Below are 16,899 nucleotides of genomic sequence, written 5' to 3'. Positions count from 1 at the left end.
CTCAGCTTTGCGCAACTTTGCGCGGGATAAATTCGTTCGCCACCGCTTCGCCTTGTTGGTGCAGGCGCTGCGGCTGCGGAATTTCTGGTATAGCGACATCCAGATGCGGAAACACCAGTTCACCGACCTTGTACGCTTCTTCAAGGTGCGGATACCCGGACAGCACAAAGCTGTCGATACCCAGCGCGGCATACTCGTTAATACGCGCCGCCACCGTTGGACCATCTCCTACCAGCGCCGTACCGGCTCCGCCGCGTACCAGCCCTACACCAGCCCACAGGTTCGGGCTAATTTCCAGTTGATCGCGTCTGCCGTTGTGCAGCGCCGCCATTCGCTGTTGACCCACAGAGTCGGTTCTTGCGAAGGCGGCCTGAGCTTTGGCAATGGTGTCGTCATCCAGATGGGCAATCAGGCGATCCGCCGCCTGCCACGCCTCTGCGGTGGTTTCGCGTACAATCACGTGCAGGCGAATACCAAATCGGATCTTGCGCCCGAGCGCCGCCGCTTTAGCCCGCACCTGTTCAATCTTCTCTTTGACTTGTTCAGGTGGCTCGCCCCAGGTCAGATAGAGATCAACCTGCTCGGCGGCAAGATCCTGCGCCACGTCGGAAGAACCGCCGAAGTACAGCGGAGGGTGGGGCTGTTGCACAGGCGGGAAAAAGAGTTTTGCCCCACGGACGTGGACGTGCTTACCGTTGAAATCCACGGTTTCGCCTTGCAGCAAGCGGCGCCATACCTGAGTGAATTCAGCGGAGGCTTCATAACGTTCGGTGTGATCGAGGAACACGCCATCGCCCGCCAGCTCCTGCGGATCGCTGCCGGTTACCAGGTTAAACAGCGCGCGGCCATTGGATAGTCTGTCGAGCGTCGCCGCCTGGCGTGCCGCAACCGTGGGTGAGGTTACGCTGGGACGTAGCGCGACCAAAAATTTTAACCGCTGGGTGACCGGGATCATGGAGGCGGCGACCAGCCAGGCATCTTCGCAGGAGCGTCCGGTCGGGATCAGCACCCCGGTAAACCCCAGACGATCGGCTGTTTGCGCGATTTGTTGCAGATAACTGTGATCGACTGGGCGTGAACCTTCTTCTGTTCCCAGATAATGGCCGTCACCGTGCGTAGGTAAAAACCAGAACATGTTCAGACTCATAATTTTGCTCCTGCCTGCTGAGTGGGCTGCCAGATACGCTGGCGAATATCGATTTTTTTCGGCAACAACCGGTTGTCATAAAACAGATCGGCGGTTTGTTGCTGCAGTGCGGCAACAGAGGCGCTGACAGGGGTAATAGTGGTTGGCGGGCGATGGTCCAGATAAGATGCTATGACCGGTTCAGGCAGCCCCATGGTTTTAGCCAGCAGGGTGATACTTTGCTGACGTTGACTGAGGGTTAAGGCATCGGCCTGGCTAAAGGTGTCTAATACGCCATGAATAAAAGCGCCGTTTTTCTCGGCATAAGGGCGCGCGGCGAGGTAAAACGAACCGGTCTGTTTGAGGTCGGTACCATCTTTCAAAACGCGTACGTCACCTTGCAGTAACGCGGCGGAGTAGTACGGGTCCCAAATTGCCCATGCATCCACATTTCCTTGTTGGAAAGCGGCACGCGCATCGGCGGGTGTCAGATACGTGGCCTGGATATCGGTAAAATTCAACCCAGCCTGCTGCAGGGCGCGGAGCAGTAAATTGTGGGCGCTGGAACCTTTCTGGAAGGCGACTTTATGCCCTTTAAGCTCTGCGACGCTCTGGATTGGGCTATTTTTCGGCACCAGAATCACTTCAGCTTTCGGTTTGGGCGGCTCGACGCCTACGTAGACCAGATCGGCCCCGGCGGCCTGGGCAAAAATCGGCGGGATATCACCGGTGCTGCCCAGATCGATGCTGCCGATATTTAGCGCTTCCAGCATTTGTGGTCCGGCAGGAAACTCAATCCATGAAATTCTTGTCTGTGGATAGCGTTTTTCCAGCAACTGATGGCTTTTTGCCAGCACCATGCTGATGCTCCCTTTCTGATAACCAATGCGCAGGGCATCTGGCGCGGTATCTGCGGCGTGAACCTGTGTCGACAAAGACAGCAGCCCAGTCAGCGCCAGCCATGGCGTATGGCGTTTAAGTAAATTAAGCATGGGCGGCACCTCGCAGAGCGTTCAAGGACAAAAGCTGGACATCGCGGCGTTGCAGGGCCTGCCAGAACGTCTCAAGCGCACCCTCCAGGCGCAATTGCAGGTTGGGTGTAAACTGAGGTTTATGCTGATAATCAATGACCTGTGAATCATCGGCAAAAACACCATGCAGAATCTCCTGGGCCTTTAATGCGCTGAGCACCGGTTTCAGTGCATAATCGACCGCCAGTAAGTGCGCAACGGTTCCTCCGGTTGCCAGCGGCAATACCACTTTTCCTTCCAGTGCCCGTTCGGGGAGCAGATCGAGCAGTGTTTTCAGTGCGCCAGAGTACGCGGCTTTATAGACCGGTGTAGCGACAATCAGTCCGTCGGCGTCTCGCAGTTGTTCGACAAATGTCTTCAACGCCGGGCTGTCAAAACGTGCATAAATCAGATCCTCGGGCGCAAAATTGTGCAAATTCCAGTGGTAAACCTCGATTTCCTGACCGTTCAGTTTTTCTCGTGCATATTCCAGTAACGCGCTGGAGCGAGAAGGGAAACGTGGGCTTCCCGCCAGTGTGATGACACGCATAATGCTAATCTCCGTTTATAACTAATTATTCAATTTTTATTAACATTGATAACAATTCATGCAGTCTGGCAGAAAGATTTTGTTTCCCGAAATGATTTAAACGGGATAGAAAAGCTGAAAAGTGAATAAAAACGCAGGGGCAGGAAAACGATTGCTATTTATTGCCGCAGGTCAATTCCCTTTTTGCTCGCGATCGCACATAATACGCCCCCGGTTTGCACACCGGGAATCCAGGAGAGTTCATGTACTACCCCTTCGTTCGTAAAGCCCTTTTTCAGCTCGATCCTGAGCGCGCTCATGAATTGACATTCCAGCAATTACGTCGCATTACCGGCACGCCGCTTGAAGCGCTTGTCCGCCAGAAAGTACCCGCAAAACCGGTTACCTGTATGGGGCTGACGTTTAAAAACCCGCTCGGTCTTGCTGCCGGACTGGATAAAGACGGGGAGTGCATTGATGCACTTGGGGCGATGGGATTCGGCTCAATTGAAATCGGTACCGTGACGCCGCGTCCGCAGCCGGGGAACGATAAGCCGCGTCTGTTCCGTCTGGTCGATGCAGAAGGTTTGATCAACCGTATGGGGTTTAATAACCTGGGGGTTGATAACCTGGTGGAGAACGTTAAAAAATCGCATTTTGACGGTATTCTGGGGATTAATATTGGTAAGAATAAAGACACCCCGGTAGAGAATGGCAAAGATGACTATCTGATTTGTATGGAAAAAGTCTATGCTTATGCTGGTTATATTGCGATTAATATCTCTTCACCAAATACTCCTGGGTTGCGTACGCTACAATATGGCGAGGCTCTGGATGATCTGCTGGCGGCTATTAAATATAAGCAAAACGATCTCCAGGCGATCCACCATAAATATGTGCCGGTGGCGGTAAAGATCGCGCCGGATCTTTCTGTGGAGGAACTGATCCAGGTTGCCGACAGTTTGGTTCGTCATAATATTGATGGCGTTATTGCCACAAATACCACCCTTGATCGTTCCCTTGTTCAGGGAATGAAGAATTGTGACCAAATGGGTGGTTTGAGCGGCCGACCATTGCAATTAAAAAGTACAGAAATTATTCGTCAGTTGTCTCAGGAATTAAAAGGGCAGTTGCCGATTATTGGTGTTGGCGGGATCGACTCGGTGATTGCCGCGCGGGAAAAAATGGCTGCCGGTGCTTCACTGGTTCAGATTTATTCGGGATTTATTTTTAAAGGTCCGCCGTTGATTAAAGAAATCGTCAGCAATATCTGATCTATGCCTTAATCCGACAACCAGGGCTTTATTTCTAGCCCTGGTTGTTTTATATTCCTTTACTGTTGCTTATTTAAACATTCTGAGCTTTTATTATTAGGGCAATAAACGAAGCGGCAAAAGGATAGTGTCGCAATGGCGATGATTAAGGAAAGGAGAGAAACTGATGCGAATTAAACCCGACGATAACTGGCGCTGGTATTATGATGAAGAGCACGATCGCATGATGCTCGATTTAGCCAATGGCATGTTATTCCGCTCGCGTTTTGCTCGTAAAATGCTCACGCCTGATGCATTTTCTCCGTCTGGTTTTTGTGTCGATGACGCTGCGCTTTATTTCTCCTTCGAAGAAAAATGCCGTTACCTGGATTTAGCTAAAGAACAAAAAGCGGAACTGGTGCTAAATGCGTTGGTGGCTATTCGGTATCTTAAACCGCAAATGCCAAAAAGCTGGCACTTTGTTGCCCACGGCGTGAACTGGTCGCCAATGGTAGGCGACGCCGCCTGTGTTTATTTGAGCGATACTGAAGAACAGGTAAATCTGTTAGTGGTAGAGCCGGGTGAAAATGCCGCACTGTGTTTGCTTGCACAGCCGGGAGTGGTCATTGCCGGTCGCACCATGCAACTTGGCGATGCGATTAAAATCATGAATGACAGACTGAAACCGCAGGCGATTGTCGACAGTTTCAGCCTTGAGCAGGCGGTCTAACTTTCCAGCCTGATTGCCGTTTTGGGTACACAACTGCAGCAAAGAATCGTTCCGTCATCGCCAATCGCTGATTTTTTCAGTGGGCTGACTTCGCCTTCTACCAGCCGAATCCGGCAGCATCCACAAATTCCCGCACGACACGAGTAGGGAACACGGATCCCCTGGTTTTCCAGCTGTTCCAACAATACCTGCTGATTATTTCCGCGAAACGTTTGACCCTGCCAGTCAATCATCACTTCTGCATCGGGTTGTTGTTGCAAAGCGGTATCATCAGATTCCGCCGCGCCGTACAGCCGGGCGGGTCCGGTTGCCAGTATTTCGACTTCATCACCCACACGAATTACGCCGCTATTACGGGCGATGAGATTTTGGCCGAAATCGACATCACCGTTGTCTGGCGCTGTACGGAAGGTTTGCAGCGTTGCCAGTGGCTCGCCGGATGGATGTTTCTGGCCTTTCTCTGGGCTGACGGTAGTGAAAATACAGCGACTACAGGGTTTAGCCACGTCAAAGATAACGTCGCCGATGCGTATCACTTTCCAGGTATCTTCTTCCCAGGCGCTAGCCCCTGTAACCACCAGGTTGGGGCGAAACTGTTCCATTTTGATGCTGGCCGGGCAGCGCTGCTGCAGATCGCGCAGAGAGGCCTCGTTCGTCAGGAGATAGGGAAATCCATCGGCAAAAGATAACGGCACGCCATCGTGCCGTTTTACCCGGCGCGTCAGTTGCGGGCCAACCCAACGCAACTGCACATCACGGGAAAAGAAACCGCTGAGCCATCGATTGATATCCGCTGGTGCTACCCGCGCGGTAAAATGGTTTCCCCACACTTCTGTTGGCGCATCCTGCGTGGCGAAGTCGGCAAAGCGCACTAACGCACTGCTGCCGTCTGGCGCGGTAAGATGTAGGCCGTCATGGAATGGCGATGGGGTAAAACGGACCATTTGCGGGAACTGTCGGGCGGTGATGAACGTTCCGTCAGGTTCAGTGATCATAAATATGCGATCAAAGGCAAGGCCGCTGATATCTGCCAGGGCGTGCGTTAGCCCAATGCCGCGCATTGATTTAACCGGATGGATAAAAAGTCGGGTTAACGTGACCACTGTACAGCCTCTCGCATGAAAATAAGCCTTCAACTTTATGACATACAGCCCATATTAGCTATAATGCGCAGCAATTTTCTCGGAGTAAAAGTGACATTATGAATTCTCTGTTTGCCAGTACGGCCCGCGGGCTGGAAGAGCTGTTAAAAACTGAACTGGAAAACCTCGGCGCATTGGAGTGTCAGGTCGTTCAGGGTGGGGTCCATTTTAAGGGCGACACACGGCTTGTTTACCAGAGCCTGATGTGGAGCCGCCTGGCCTCGCGCATTATCCTGCCGATGGGAGAGTGCAAGGTCTATAGCGATCTTGATCTGTACCTCGGTGTTCAGGCAATCGACTGGACAGAGATATTTAATCCTGGTGCCACCTTTGCCGTGCATTTTAGCGGGCTGAACGAGACGATTCGTAATAGCCAGTACGGTGCACTGAAAGTAAAGGATGCGATTGTCGATGCCTTTACCCGTAAAAACCTGCCGCGTCCGAACGTAGATCGTGAATCACCCGATCTGCGCATTAACGTTTGGCTGAACAAAGATACTGCCAGCATCGCGCTCGATCTGAGCGGCGACGGCCTGCATCAGCGTGGTTATCGTGATCGTGCGGGTCAGGCACCGATTAAAGAGACGCTGGCGGCCGCCATTGTGATGCGTTCAGGCTGGCAGCCGGGTACGCCGCTGCTCGATCCGATGTGTGGTTCCGGTACGTTGCTGATTGAAGCCGCCATGTGGGCAACCGATCGCGCGCCTGGTCTGCACCGTGGGTACTGGGGGTTCAGTGGCTGGGCGCAGCATGATGAAGTCGTCTGGCAAGAAGTGAAAGCTGAAGCACAGGTGCGTGCGCGCAAAGGGTTGGCGGACTATACCTCGCACTTCTATGGCTCAGATAGCGATGCCCGCGTGATTGAAAAAGCGCGCAGTAACGCCCGCCGTGCCGGTATTGCCGATCTGATGACGTTTGAAGTCAAAGATGTTGCCAAACTGAGCAACCCGTTGCCGAAAGGACCTTACGGTACTGTTATCAGCAACCCACCCTACGGCGAGCGTCTGGACAGTGAACCGGCATTGATTGCTCTGCACAGCCTGCTGGGACGCACGATGAAAAACCAGTTTGGCGGCTGGAATTTGTCGCTGTTCAGCGCATCACCCGATTTGCTCAGCAGTCTGCAATTGCGCGCGGATAAACAGTTTAAAGCGAAAAACGGCCCGCTGGACTGCGTACAGAAAAACTATCATGTTGCAGAAACGACCGCTGACAGTAAGCCTGCAACGGTGGCGGAAGATTATGCCAACCGCCTGCGTAAGAATATTAAGAAGTTGGAAAAATGGGCGCGTCAGGAAGGGATTGAATGTTATCGCCTGTACGATGCTGACCTGCCGGAATATAACGTTGCGGTTGACCGCTATGGCGACTGGATTGTGGTTCAGGAATATGCGCCGCCGAAGACGGTTGATGCGCAGAAAGCACGTCAGCGCCTGTTCGATATTATTGCTGCAACGCTGTCGGTACTGGATATTGCACCGAACAAACTGGTGCTGAAAACCCGTGAGCGTCAGAAAGGGAAGAACCAATACCAGAAGATGAACGAGAAGGGAGAGTTCATTGAGGTGAGCGAGTATAACGCACGCCTGTGGGTAAACCTGACCGATTATCTGGATACCGGCCTGTTCCTTGATCACCGTATTGCACGCCGCATGTTGGGGCAGATGAGCAAAGGGAAAGACTTCCTTAACCTGTTCTCCTATACCGGTAGCGCGAGCGTACATGCCGGATTGGGTGGCGCGCGCAGCACTACAACGGTAGATATGTCGCGTACCTATCTGGAATGGGCAGAGCGTAACCTGCGACTGAACGGGCTAAGCGGACGTGCGCACCGCTTGATTCAGGCCGACTGCCTGGGCTGGTTGCGTGATGCCAATGAACAGTTTGATCTGATCTTCATCGATCCACCGACCTTCTCTAACTCTAAGCGTATGGAAGACTCGTTTGATGTGCAGCGCGATCATCTGGCGCTGATGAAAGATCTGAAACGTCTGCTACGCAAAGACGGCACGATTATGTTCTCCAACAACAAACGTGGATTCCGTATGGATCTCGACGGTCTGGCTGAACTGGGATTGAAAGCACAAGAAATTACCCAAAAAACGCTTTCCCAGGACTTTGCCCGTAACCGTCAGATCCACAACTGCTGGCTGATTACCGCAGCCTGAAAGGAAAAATAGATGTCATTGATCAGTATGCATGGCGCATGGCTGTCGTTCAGCGATGCTCCACTTCTTGATAATGCAGAATTGCATATCGAGGATAACGAACGCGTCTGTCTGGTAGGCCGTAACGGTGCAGGCAAATCGACGTTGATGAAGATCCTGAACCGTGAGCAGGGTCTTGACGACGGACGTATTATTTATGAGCAGGATCTGGTTGTTGCTCGTCTACAACAGGATCCGCCGCGGAATGTCGAAGGCAGCGTATATGATTTTGTTGCGGAAGGCATTGAAGAACAAGCCGAGTACCTGAAGCGCTATCACGATATTTCTCGTCTGGTGATGACCGATCCCAGCGACAGAAACCTCAATGAGATGGCGCGTGTTCAGGAAATGCTCGATCACCACAATCTGTGGCAGCTCGAAAGTCGTATTAATGAAGTGCTGGCGCAACTGGGGCTGGATCCGAATGCTTTGCTGTCCTCGTTGTCTGGTGGTTGGTTGCGTAAAGCGGCACTGGGTCGGGCGTTAGTGAGCAACCCACGCGTGCTGCTGTTGGATGAACCGACAAACCACCTGGATATTGAAACCATCGACTGGCTGGAAGGGTTCCTGAAATCTTTCAACGGCACGATCATTTTCATTTCGCACGACCGTTCATTTATTCGCAATATGTCGACGCGTATTGTCGACCTCGATCGCGGCAAGCTGGTGTCATATCCAGGGAACTACGATCAGTACTTACTGGATAAAGAAGAAGCGTTGCGGGTTGAAGAGTTACAGAATGCGGAATTTGACCGCAAGCTGGCGCAGGAAGAAGTCTGGATCCGTCAGGGTATCAAGGCGCGTCGTACCCGCAATGAAGGTCGTGTGCGTGCGCTGAAGGCCATGCGTCGGGAGCGCGGTGAGCGTCGTGAAGTGATGGGTACGGCGAAGATGCAGGTTGAAGAGGCGAGCCGCTCAGGCAAAATTGTCTTCGAAATGGAGAATGTTGATTACCAGGTTGACGGGAAACAACTGGTAAAAGATTTCTCTGCCCAGGTGCAGCGCAGCGACAAAATTGCCTTAATTGGACCTAACGGCTGCGGCAAAACGACGTTGCTTAAGCTGATGCTGGGACAATTGCAGGCTGACAGTGGCCGCATCCACGTCGGGACAAAGCTGGAAGTTGCCTATTTCGACCAGCACCGTGCTGAACTGGATCCGGATAAAACCGTGATGGATAACCTTGCTGAAGGTAAGCAAGAGGTGATGGTGAACGGTAAGCCGCGCCATGTTCTGGGCTATCTTCAGGACTTCCTGTTCCATCCGAAACGCGCGATGACGCCGGTACGTGCATTGTCTGGCGGGGAACGCAACCGTCTGCTGCTGGCGCGTCTTTTCCTGAAACCCAGCAACCTCTTGATTCTCGATGAACCTACCAACGATCTCGACGTCGAAACGCTGGAACTGCTCGAAGAGTTGATTGACGGTTATCAGGGGACCGTATTGTTGGTAAGCCACGACCGTCAGTTTGTCGACAATACGGTTACTGAGTGCTGGATTTTTGAAGGCGGCGGCAAGATTGGTCGTTATGTGGGCGGTTATCATGACGCGCGCGGCCAACAAACACAGTATGTGGCGTTTAAACAACCTGTTGAGAAAAAAACTGAGGAAACTGTTGCTCCTAAAGCAGAAATTGTAAAACGCGGCACAAGCAAACTAAGCTATAAACTACAGCGCGAACTGGAGCAGCTTCCTGCGTTGCTGGAAGCGTTGGAAGCAAAGCTGGAAACATTACAAGCTCAGGTGGCTGATGCCTCATTTTTCAGTCAACCGCATGAGCAAACGCAGCAGGTATTAGCTAATCTGAACGAAGCTGAACAAGAACTTGAGCAAGCCTTTGAGCGCTGGGAGTATCTTGAGTCTTTAAAGAATGGCGCATAATTAAAGGAGCACATATGTGCGAACATCACCATGCCGCGAAGCATATTTTGTGCTCGCAGTGTGACATGCTGGTGGCGCTTCCTCGCCTTGAGCATGGTCAGAAAGCGGCATGCCCACGATGTGGCACTACGTTAACTGTTGAATGGGACGCACCAAGACAGCGTCCCACCGCCTATGTTTTAGCAGCACTTTTTATGCTGCTTTTGTCCAACCTGTTTCCCTTTGTGAATATGAATGTCGCTGGGGTGAGCAGCGAGGTGACGTTGCTGGAAATCCCCAGTGTTCTTTTTTCGGAAGACTATGCCAGTCTCGGCACTTTCTTTTTGCTCTTCGTGCAACTGGTTCCCGCTTTTTGCCTGCTGACTATTTTGCTGCTGGTGAATCGGGTTGAGATGCCGGGGCGGCTCAAAGCGCGGTTAGCGCGCGTCTTGTTCCAGCTAAAAAGCTGGGGAATGGCAGAAATCTTCCTCGCCGGCGTGCTGGTCAGTTTTGTTAAGCTAATGGCCTATGGCGATATCGGTGTGGGCAGTAGTTTCATCCCGTGGTGCTTCTTTTGCCTTCTCCAGTTACGCGCATTCCAGTGTGTCGATCGTCGCTGGCTTTGGGATGATATTGCGCCGATGCCGGCTATCAAACAGGCCTTAAAGCCAGGTGTACCTGGCATCCGGCAAGGATTGCGTTCCTGCTCCTGTTGCACGGCTATTCTTCCGGCTGATGAGCGGGTGTGTCCGCGCTGTCAAACGAAAGGCTATGTGCGTCGTAAAAACAGTTTGCAATGGACACTGGCATTACTGTTCACGTCGATCATGCTTTATCTTCCCGCCAATATTCTGCCGATTATGATCACCGATTTGCTCGGGTCAAAACTGCCGTCAACCATTCTTGAGGGCGTAGTTTTAATCTGGAGTGAAGGCTCTTATCCCGTGGCTGCGGTTATCTTTATCGCCAGTATTCTGGTGCCGACGTTGAAAATGATCGCTATCGCCTGGCTATGTTGGGATGCCAAAGGACATGGCAAACGCGACAGCGAACGTATGCACCTGATTTATGAGGTGGTGGAATTTGTTGGTCGCTGGTCAATGATCGACGTTTTTGTTATTGCGGTACTCTCAGCGCTGGTGCGTATGGGAGGGTTGATGAACATTTATCCTGCAATGGGTGCTTTGATGTTTGCTTTAGTCGTCATTATGACAATGTTTTCTGCGATGACGTTTGATCCACGTCTGTCGTGGGACCGTGAACCAGAACCAGGCCATGAGGAGTCCTGACAGCATGGAATCTAAAAGTGGGGAAGCCAAAGTGCAGAAGGTAAAAAACTGGTCGCCTGTGTGGATATTCCCGATCGTCACTGCACTCATTGGCGCATGGGTTCTGTTTTACCACTACAGCCATCAGGGGCCGGAAGTCACGTTGATTACGACCAATGCCGAAGGTATTGAAGGGGGGAAAACGACGATTAAAAGCCGTAGTGTGGATGTCGGCGTGGTTGAAAGCGCTACCCTGACGGATGATTTGACCCATGTGGAAATTAAAGCACGCCTCAATTCCGGTATGGAAAAGCTGCTGCATAAAGATTCTGTTTTTTGGGTTGTGAAGCCGCAAGTGGGGCGTGAAGGTATCAGTGGCTTGGGAACGCTGTTGTCCGGGGCATATATTGAGCTGCAACCCGGTAATAAAGGCAGCAAGCTGGAAAATTACCAATTGCTCGATTCTCCACCGCTGGCGCCGCCTGATGCGAAAGGGATCCGCGTGATTCTGGACAGTAAAAAAGCAGGGCAATTGAGTCCGGGTGACCCGGTTCTGTTCCGTGGATATCGCGTGGGCTCGGTTGAGACCAGCACGTTTGATGCACAAAAGCGCACGATCAGTTACCAGCTTTTCATCAATGCGCCAAACGATCGACTGGTAACCAGTAATGTCCGTTTCTGGAAGGACAGCGGTATTGCCGTCGATCTCACTTCGGCAGGTATGCGAGTGGAAATGGGCTCGCTCACCACGCTGTTTGGCGGCGGAGTAAGCTTTGACGTACCGGAAGGGCTGGAACAAGGACAACCGGTTGAACAGCACTCCTCTTTTAATCTGTATGACGATCAAAAAAGTATTCAGGATTCCTTGTATACCGATCACATTGATTACCTGATGTTCTTCAAGGATTCAATTCGTGGTCTGCAGCCGGGGGCGCCGCTGGAGTTCCGTGGTATACGCCTGGGTACAGTAAGTAAAGTGCCTTTCTTTGCGCCAAATATGCGCCAGGTATTTAACAACGATTACCGCATTCCTGTTCTGGTGCGTATCGAACCTGAACGGCTGAAAGCGCAGTTGGGTGAAGACACCGATGTGGGGGCTCATCTTGCTGAGTTGCTCAAACGTGGACTGAGAGGGTCATTGAAGACGGGGAACCTGGTGACCGGTGCACTGTATGTTGATCTCGATTTCTATCCGAAAGAACCACCGATCACGGGTGTGCGTGAATTTAACGGTTATCAAATTATTCCGACAGTGAGCGGCGGTCTGGCGCAGATTCAGCAGCGTCTGATGGAAGCGTTGGATAAGATTAATAGTCTACCGCTGAACCCGATGATCGAGCAGGCAACCAATACGCTTTCAGAAAGCCAGCGCACGATGAAGCATCTGCAAACTACGCTGGATAACATGAATAAGATAACCGGTAGCCAGTCGATGCAGCAGCTTCCTGCAGATATGCAAAATACGTTGCGTGAACTGAATCGCAGCATGCAGGGCTTCCAGCCGGGTTCTGCGGCCTACAACAAGATGGTGGCAGATATGCAGCGTCTTGATCAGGTACTGCGTGAACTGCAGCCGGTTCTGAAAACGCTGAACGATAAGAGCAACGCGCTGGTGTTTGAAGCGAAGGACAAAAAAGATCCAGAGCCGAAGAGGGCGAAACAATGAAAAAGTGGCTAGTGGTGATGATGGCGGTCTGGCTGACGTCATGCAGCTCCAGCGGAGAGAATAAAAGCTATTATCAGCTCCCCATCGCGCAAGGGGGGGTACAAAGTTCGGCTAATCAGGGCAACCGCCTGCTGTGGGTTGAACAGGTTGCAGTACCTGATTATCTGGCAGGGAATGGTGTGGTGTACCAGACCAGCGACGTGAAGTATGTGATAGCGAATAACAATCTCTGGGCCAGCCCACTGGATCAGCAATTGCGTAATACCCTTGTCGCAAATCTCAGTATGCAACTTCCTGGCTGGGTGGTTGCATCTCAGCCGTTGGGAAGCACTCAGGATACGCTTAACGTAACGGTGACAGGCTTTCACGGACGCTACGATGGGAAAGTGATTGTCAGCGGTGAATGGTTGCTGAATCACCAGGGGCAATTAATCAAGCGTCCGTTCCATATCGAAGTTGTACAGACGCAGGATGGCTACGATGAAATGGTGAAAGTTCTGGCCAGCGCCTGGAGTCAGGAAGCGACGGCAATCGCACAAGAGCTGAAACGCATTCCATAAGCTTAAATAATTGTAAATTATGCCGCCTCAGGCTCAGCGCCAGAGGCGGTTTTTTTTATTTTTTTAGCGGTTGAGGTCGCTGTTCTGACAGAGAATTTTTGTACAAATGATTTACCAGCTAGCTCACAAATATGACACTGGCGTGAATTTTGCGCATTGACGAGTCTGATGTTTAGGGGTATTCGTTTAGTGTGATTGCACGCTTAGTAATCACTGTTTTCTTTTCCACCAGACCTAAAAATGAGGGAAACGAGGCATGAAGAGACAAAAACGAGATCGCCTGGAACGGGCACATCAACGTGGATATCAGGCCGGCATTGCCGGACGCTCAAAAGAAATGTGTCCCTATCAGACGCTGAATCAGAGGTCATACTGGCTGGGAGGCTGGCGAGAAGCCATGGGGGATAGGGTTTTAATGGCCTGATTCTGTCTCTTTAGATAAAAGAAACCTCCGCAAAGCGGAGGTTTCGCCTTTTGTAGACTGGCAAATTAACGTACCCGGCCATTCGGCCATGTCGCACTACCAGACCTACAGATGCCAGCGATTAGAACGCTGAGGTGTCCTGGAACAGACCCACTTTCAGATCATTTGCGGTGTAGATCAGACGACCATCAACCAGCACTTCACCATCAGCCAGGCCCATGATCAGACGGCGGTTAACGATGCGTTTGAAGTGAATGCGGTAAGTGACTTTCTTCGCGGTCGGCAGAACCTGACCTGTGAATTTCACTTCGCCCACGCCCAGTGCACGGCCTTTACCTTCGCCGCCCAACCAGCCGAGATAGAATCCAACCAGCTGCCACATGGCATCCAGACCCAGGCAGCCTGGCATCACCGGATCACCGATAAAATGGCATCCGAAGAACCACAGGTCCGGGTTGATGTCCAGTTCAGCTTCCACATAACCTTTGTCAAAGTTGCCGCCGGTTTCGGTCATCTTGATGACACGGTCCATCATCAGCATGCTTGGTGCAGGCAGTTGTGGGCCTTTAGCACCAAACAGCTCACCGCGACCAGAGGCAAGAAGGTCTTCTTTTGTATAGGATTCGCGTTTATCTACCATGTTCTCTGTAAGCCTTATTTTATTGAAGCACGCAGGATAGCTAACACGTGTACGCTGAACAAGTCCGATCAGTTCGGAATAATCCAATTCAGCCAACGTAGCGGCCATGGAAAACGGTGACGGCCTTCCTGTTGCGTTGCCGCAGCAATACGCTCCTGGATAGTTTGCATCAGCGTCGTCTGACCTTCGCCATCCCACACCAAATTTAATAGCAGTGGCAGCGCATCGGTCACGTCGTCTACTGCCCAGATAGTGAATTTTTCTTCTTCAACTGCCTGCAGCAGTGCGGGGGGCAGGCTCAGATGTCTGACGTTGGCCGTAGGGATAATCACCCCCTGAGTCCCCGTTAATTCACGCTGCTGGCAGATAGCAAAGAAGCCTTCAATTTTCTCATTCAGACCGCCGACAGGTTGAGCACGACCAAACTGATCGACAGAACCGGTTATGGCGATGCTTTGATTGACGGGAACGTCAGCGAGGGCGCTGATCAGCGCACACAGTTCTGCCATAGAGGCGCTGTCACCGTCTACTTCACTGTATGATTGCTCAAATGTCAGAGAGGCAGAGAACGGTATTTGCTGTTCAAGCTGGAGTTCCGACATCAGGAACGCCTGCATAATCATCATACCCTTGGCATGAATATTTCCGCCTAACTCGGCTTTGCGTTCAATATCGGTAAATTCGCCGTCGCCAATATGCACGACGCAACTGATACGCGAAGGTTCACCAAACGCGCGGGGATGGCCTGGAAATTCGATCACCGACAGGGCGTTTATTTGCCCAACACGCTCGCCTTCCGTTTCAATGAGGATCTGCTCTTGCAGGATCTCATCCTGCATCCGTTCGGAGAGAAATCCTTCTCGCCATTCACGCTGTGCGAGCATCAGGCTCAATTGTTCCGCAGTGCAGGTATCACTGTCGCAAAGAGGGGACACTTCTTTGAGCTGGCGAGTGATCCATAGCGGATTAAGCGGCAGCGTGTCCTGTTCGCCGGTATAGCGAACGGCTTCGCGGATGAGAACCTGCCATGCATCGGCAGCGGGAGAGGGCAGATTGTTGCGTCGGGCAGTATGCGTTACCCACTGACACCACTGTGTCATGGTTTCGGCATCCACTATCTGCAAGTTATCTTCAAATTCGCTGTAGATAGCCTGTTCTGCCAGTTCTGGTTCCATTTCCTGGAAGTCTGCCAGCGATTCACGTTCGCCGACCAGCACCACTTTCAGTTTAAGCGGCATAGAAGGGACGGAGACGGGCAGGGGGCGAGACTCGTCAAAGGCCACCCAGTCAAAACGCTCGTGGCTGACAATGGCTTTCAGGCGCATCCACAACAACGGCTGAGCCAGAAGCGTGCGCAATGAGATAACCAGCACACCGCCGTTGGCCTGATGGACCAGTCCCGGTTGCAGAGTAATTTCGCCATTGAACTGGCGCAGACAGCCAAACAGCTGTTCGGCCTCAACCCAGTCAGCATTAACCACCTGAGTTAACGTCGCAAAGTTGTCGTCTGCTTTCTCCGCTGTGCGGTAACGAATAGTGTGGCCGGATACATCGTAATGTCCCCCGGTTAACCTATCGGCATCCGTATGCAAGGTACGTGCAGCTGTTGCAATAAGATTGAGATACTCCAGCTCTTCGGGCGCTTTCACCAGCATAAACGAGGACGTAGCCCAGTGCTGAAGAAGCTGCTCTAGCGCGAATTGTAAACGTGGCTGAGTATCACTGAGTAAGGTGTCGGTGTCGTCAGTGACGTGCGGCTGTGCAAATATTTCCTGATAGCTGTCGGTATCAGGAACCAGATCACGCCATGCAAGTTTCGTAATGGTCAAAGTTGATGTTTTTTAGTCTGTTGTAAAAAACGAGATTATACCGTAACCATCAGCACTGCACACGTGGAAAGCGCCGCGAAACGGATGTGATGACGCGCGACAGTTCACAGGCTGGATATTCTTTTCTTCAGATGCCCAAAAAGCTGATATTCTGATAAGAGTTACACGGTAACATTGAGATCGCAATGAAATATCAACAACTTGAAAATCTTGAAAGCGGATGGAAATGGAAGTATCTGGTGAAAAAGCATCGTGAGGGGGAGTTGATTACCCGCTATGTGGAAGCCAGCGCTGCCAAAGAAGCCGTTGATTTGTTGCTAACCCTCGAAAATGAACCGGTTCGGGTCAACGCCTGGATTGAAGAATACATGAACCCAGCACTGCTCAATCGTATGAAGCAAACGATCCGGGCGAGGCGTAAGCGGCACTTTAATGCAGAACATCAACATACGCGTAAGAAATCGATCGATCTGGAATTTATGGTCTGGCAGCGTTTAGCCGGGCTTGCGCAGCGACGAGGCAAAACGCTCTCAGAAACGATTGTGCAGTTGATTGAAGATGCGGAACATAAAGAAAAGTATGCGAACAAGATGTCGACATTGAAGCAGGATCTACAGGCGTTACTGGGTAAAGAGTAGGGTACGGGTAACTTCAA

Annotated in this window: 15 protein-coding genes; 9 read left to right on the top strand and 6 right to left on the bottom strand. The window is 51.7% G+C overall.

Features of this window, described 5'->3' with window-relative positions:
• Position 1 precedes the first annotated feature (1 nt).
• Genes ssuD through ssuE form a run of 3 tightly spaced genes read right to left on the bottom strand, consistent with a single transcriptional unit; the run spans position 2 to position 2,686 of the window.
• Entirely contained in the window at positions 2 to 1,147 is a 1,146-nt protein-coding gene (gene ssuD, locus OGX95_RS02475) for an FMNH2-dependent alkanesulfonate monooxygenase (RefSeq protein WP_286628198.1), read from the bottom strand.
• Positions 1,144 to 2,118: a sulfonate ABC transporter substrate-binding protein gene (locus tag OGX95_RS02470; protein WP_286628197.1), complete on the bottom strand. Its 975-nt coding sequence runs from the start codon at positions 2,116 to 2,118 to the stop codon at positions 1,144 to 1,146. The genes ssuD and OGX95_RS02470 overlap by 4 nt, the downstream gene beginning before the upstream one ends.
• Positions 2,111 to 2,686: an NADPH-dependent FMN reductase gene (gene ssuE / locus OGX95_RS02465; protein ID WP_286628196.1), complete on the bottom strand. Its 576-nt coding sequence runs from the start codon at positions 2,684 to 2,686 to the stop codon at positions 2,111 to 2,113. The genes OGX95_RS02470 and ssuE overlap by 8 nt, the downstream gene beginning before the upstream one ends.
• Positions 2,687 to 2,928: 242 nt before the next feature.
• Here ssuE and pyrD point away from each other — a divergent pair, with 242 nt between their 5' ends.
• The gene (gene pyrD / locus OGX95_RS02460) at positions 2,929 to 3,939 is read left to right on the top strand and encodes a quinone-dependent dihydroorotate dehydrogenase (RefSeq protein WP_286628195.1); all 1,011 of its coding nucleotides are present in this window, start codon (positions 2,929 to 2,931) and stop codon (positions 3,937 to 3,939) included.
• A gap of 166 nt (positions 3,940 to 4,105) precedes the next feature.
• On the top strand, positions 4,106 to 4,648 hold the full coding sequence (zapC, locus tag OGX95_RS02455) for a cell division protein ZapC (protein ID WP_286628194.1): 543 nt from the start codon (positions 4,106 to 4,108) through the stop codon (positions 4,646 to 4,648).
• Here the strand turns inward: zapC and OGX95_RS02450 are convergent.
• Positions 4,645 to 5,751, bottom strand: coding sequence for a YcbX family protein (locus tag OGX95_RS02450; protein WP_286628193.1), 1,107 nt, complete (start codon positions 5,749 to 5,751; stop codon positions 4,645 to 4,647). The two genes, zapC and OGX95_RS02450, sit on opposite strands and share 4 nt — an antisense overlap.
• Before the next feature lie 98 nt (positions 5,752 to 5,849).
• Here OGX95_RS02450 and rlmKL point away from each other — a divergent pair, with 98 nt between their 5' ends.
• The 6 genes from rlmKL (at position 5,850) to rmf (ending at position 13,775) form a co-directional block, all read left to right on the top strand.
• Complete coding sequence (gene rlmKL, locus OGX95_RS02445; RefSeq protein WP_286628192.1) at positions 5,850 to 7,958, top strand: bifunctional 23S rRNA (guanine(2069)-N(7))-methyltransferase RlmK/23S rRNA (guanine(2445)-N(2))-methyltransferase RlmL; 2,109 nt, start codon at positions 5,850 to 5,852, stop codon at positions 7,956 to 7,958.
• Between the two features lie 12 nt (positions 7,959 to 7,970).
• Positions 7,971 to 9,878, top strand: a complete 1,908-nt coding sequence (locus tag OGX95_RS02440) for an ABC transporter ATP-binding protein (RefSeq protein ID WP_286628191.1) — start codon at positions 7,971 to 7,973, stop codon at positions 9,876 to 9,878.
• A 14-nt stretch (positions 9,879 to 9,892) separates the two neighbouring features.
• On the top strand, positions 9,893 to 11,146 hold the full coding sequence (gene pqiA, locus OGX95_RS02435; RefSeq protein WP_286628190.1) for a membrane integrity-associated transporter subunit PqiA: 1,254 nt from the start codon (positions 9,893 to 9,895) through the stop codon (positions 11,144 to 11,146).
• A 4-nt stretch (positions 11,147 to 11,150) separates the two neighbouring features.
• On the top strand, positions 11,151 to 12,791 hold the full coding sequence (pqiB, locus tag OGX95_RS02430; protein WP_286628189.1) for an intermembrane transport protein PqiB: 1,641 nt from the start codon (positions 11,151 to 11,153) through the stop codon (positions 12,789 to 12,791).
• On the top strand, positions 12,788 to 13,351 hold the full coding sequence (gene pqiC / locus OGX95_RS02425; protein ID WP_137382849.1) for a membrane integrity-associated transporter subunit PqiC: 564 nt from the start codon (positions 12,788 to 12,790) through the stop codon (positions 13,349 to 13,351). Before pqiB ends, pqiC begins: the two co-directional genes overlap by 4 nt.
• A gap of 256 nt (positions 13,352 to 13,607) precedes the next feature.
• Positions 13,608 to 13,775 (top strand): ribosome modulation factor, encoded by a 168-nt coding sequence (gene rmf / locus OGX95_RS02420; protein ID WP_003035871.1) that lies wholly within the window; start codon positions 13,608 to 13,610, stop codon positions 13,773 to 13,775.
• 121 nt (positions 13,776 to 13,896) lie between these two features.
• Here the strand turns inward: rmf and fabA are convergent, their stop codons facing one another.
• Complete coding sequence (fabA, locus tag OGX95_RS02415) at positions 13,897 to 14,415, bottom strand: bifunctional 3-hydroxydecanoyl-ACP dehydratase/trans-2-decenoyl-ACP isomerase (protein ID WP_003035875.1); 519 nt, start codon at positions 14,413 to 14,415, stop codon at positions 13,897 to 13,899.
• A gap of 68 nt (positions 14,416 to 14,483) precedes the next feature.
• Positions 14,484 to 16,244 (bottom strand): AAA family ATPase, encoded by a 1,761-nt coding sequence (locus OGX95_RS02410; RefSeq protein ID WP_286628188.1) that lies wholly within the window; start codon positions 16,242 to 16,244, stop codon positions 14,484 to 14,486.
• A gap of 185 nt (positions 16,245 to 16,429) precedes the next feature.
• On the opposite strand from OGX95_RS02410, the gene matP reads away from it, so the two are divergent.
• Positions 16,430 to 16,882 carry a macrodomain Ter protein MatP gene (gene matP, locus OGX95_RS02405; RefSeq protein WP_005123520.1) on the top strand — a complete coding sequence of 151 codons (453 nt, stop codon included), beginning with the start codon at positions 16,430 to 16,432 and terminating at the stop codon, positions 16,880 to 16,882.
• Positions 16,883 to 16,899 lie beyond the last annotated feature (17 nt).

Source organism: Citrobacter sp. Cu233, from assembly GCF_030332225.1.
Lineage (GTDB): Bacteria > Pseudomonadota > Gammaproteobacteria > Enterobacterales > Enterobacteriaceae > Citrobacter.
This window is presented reverse-complemented; position numbering and strand designations above follow the sequence as displayed.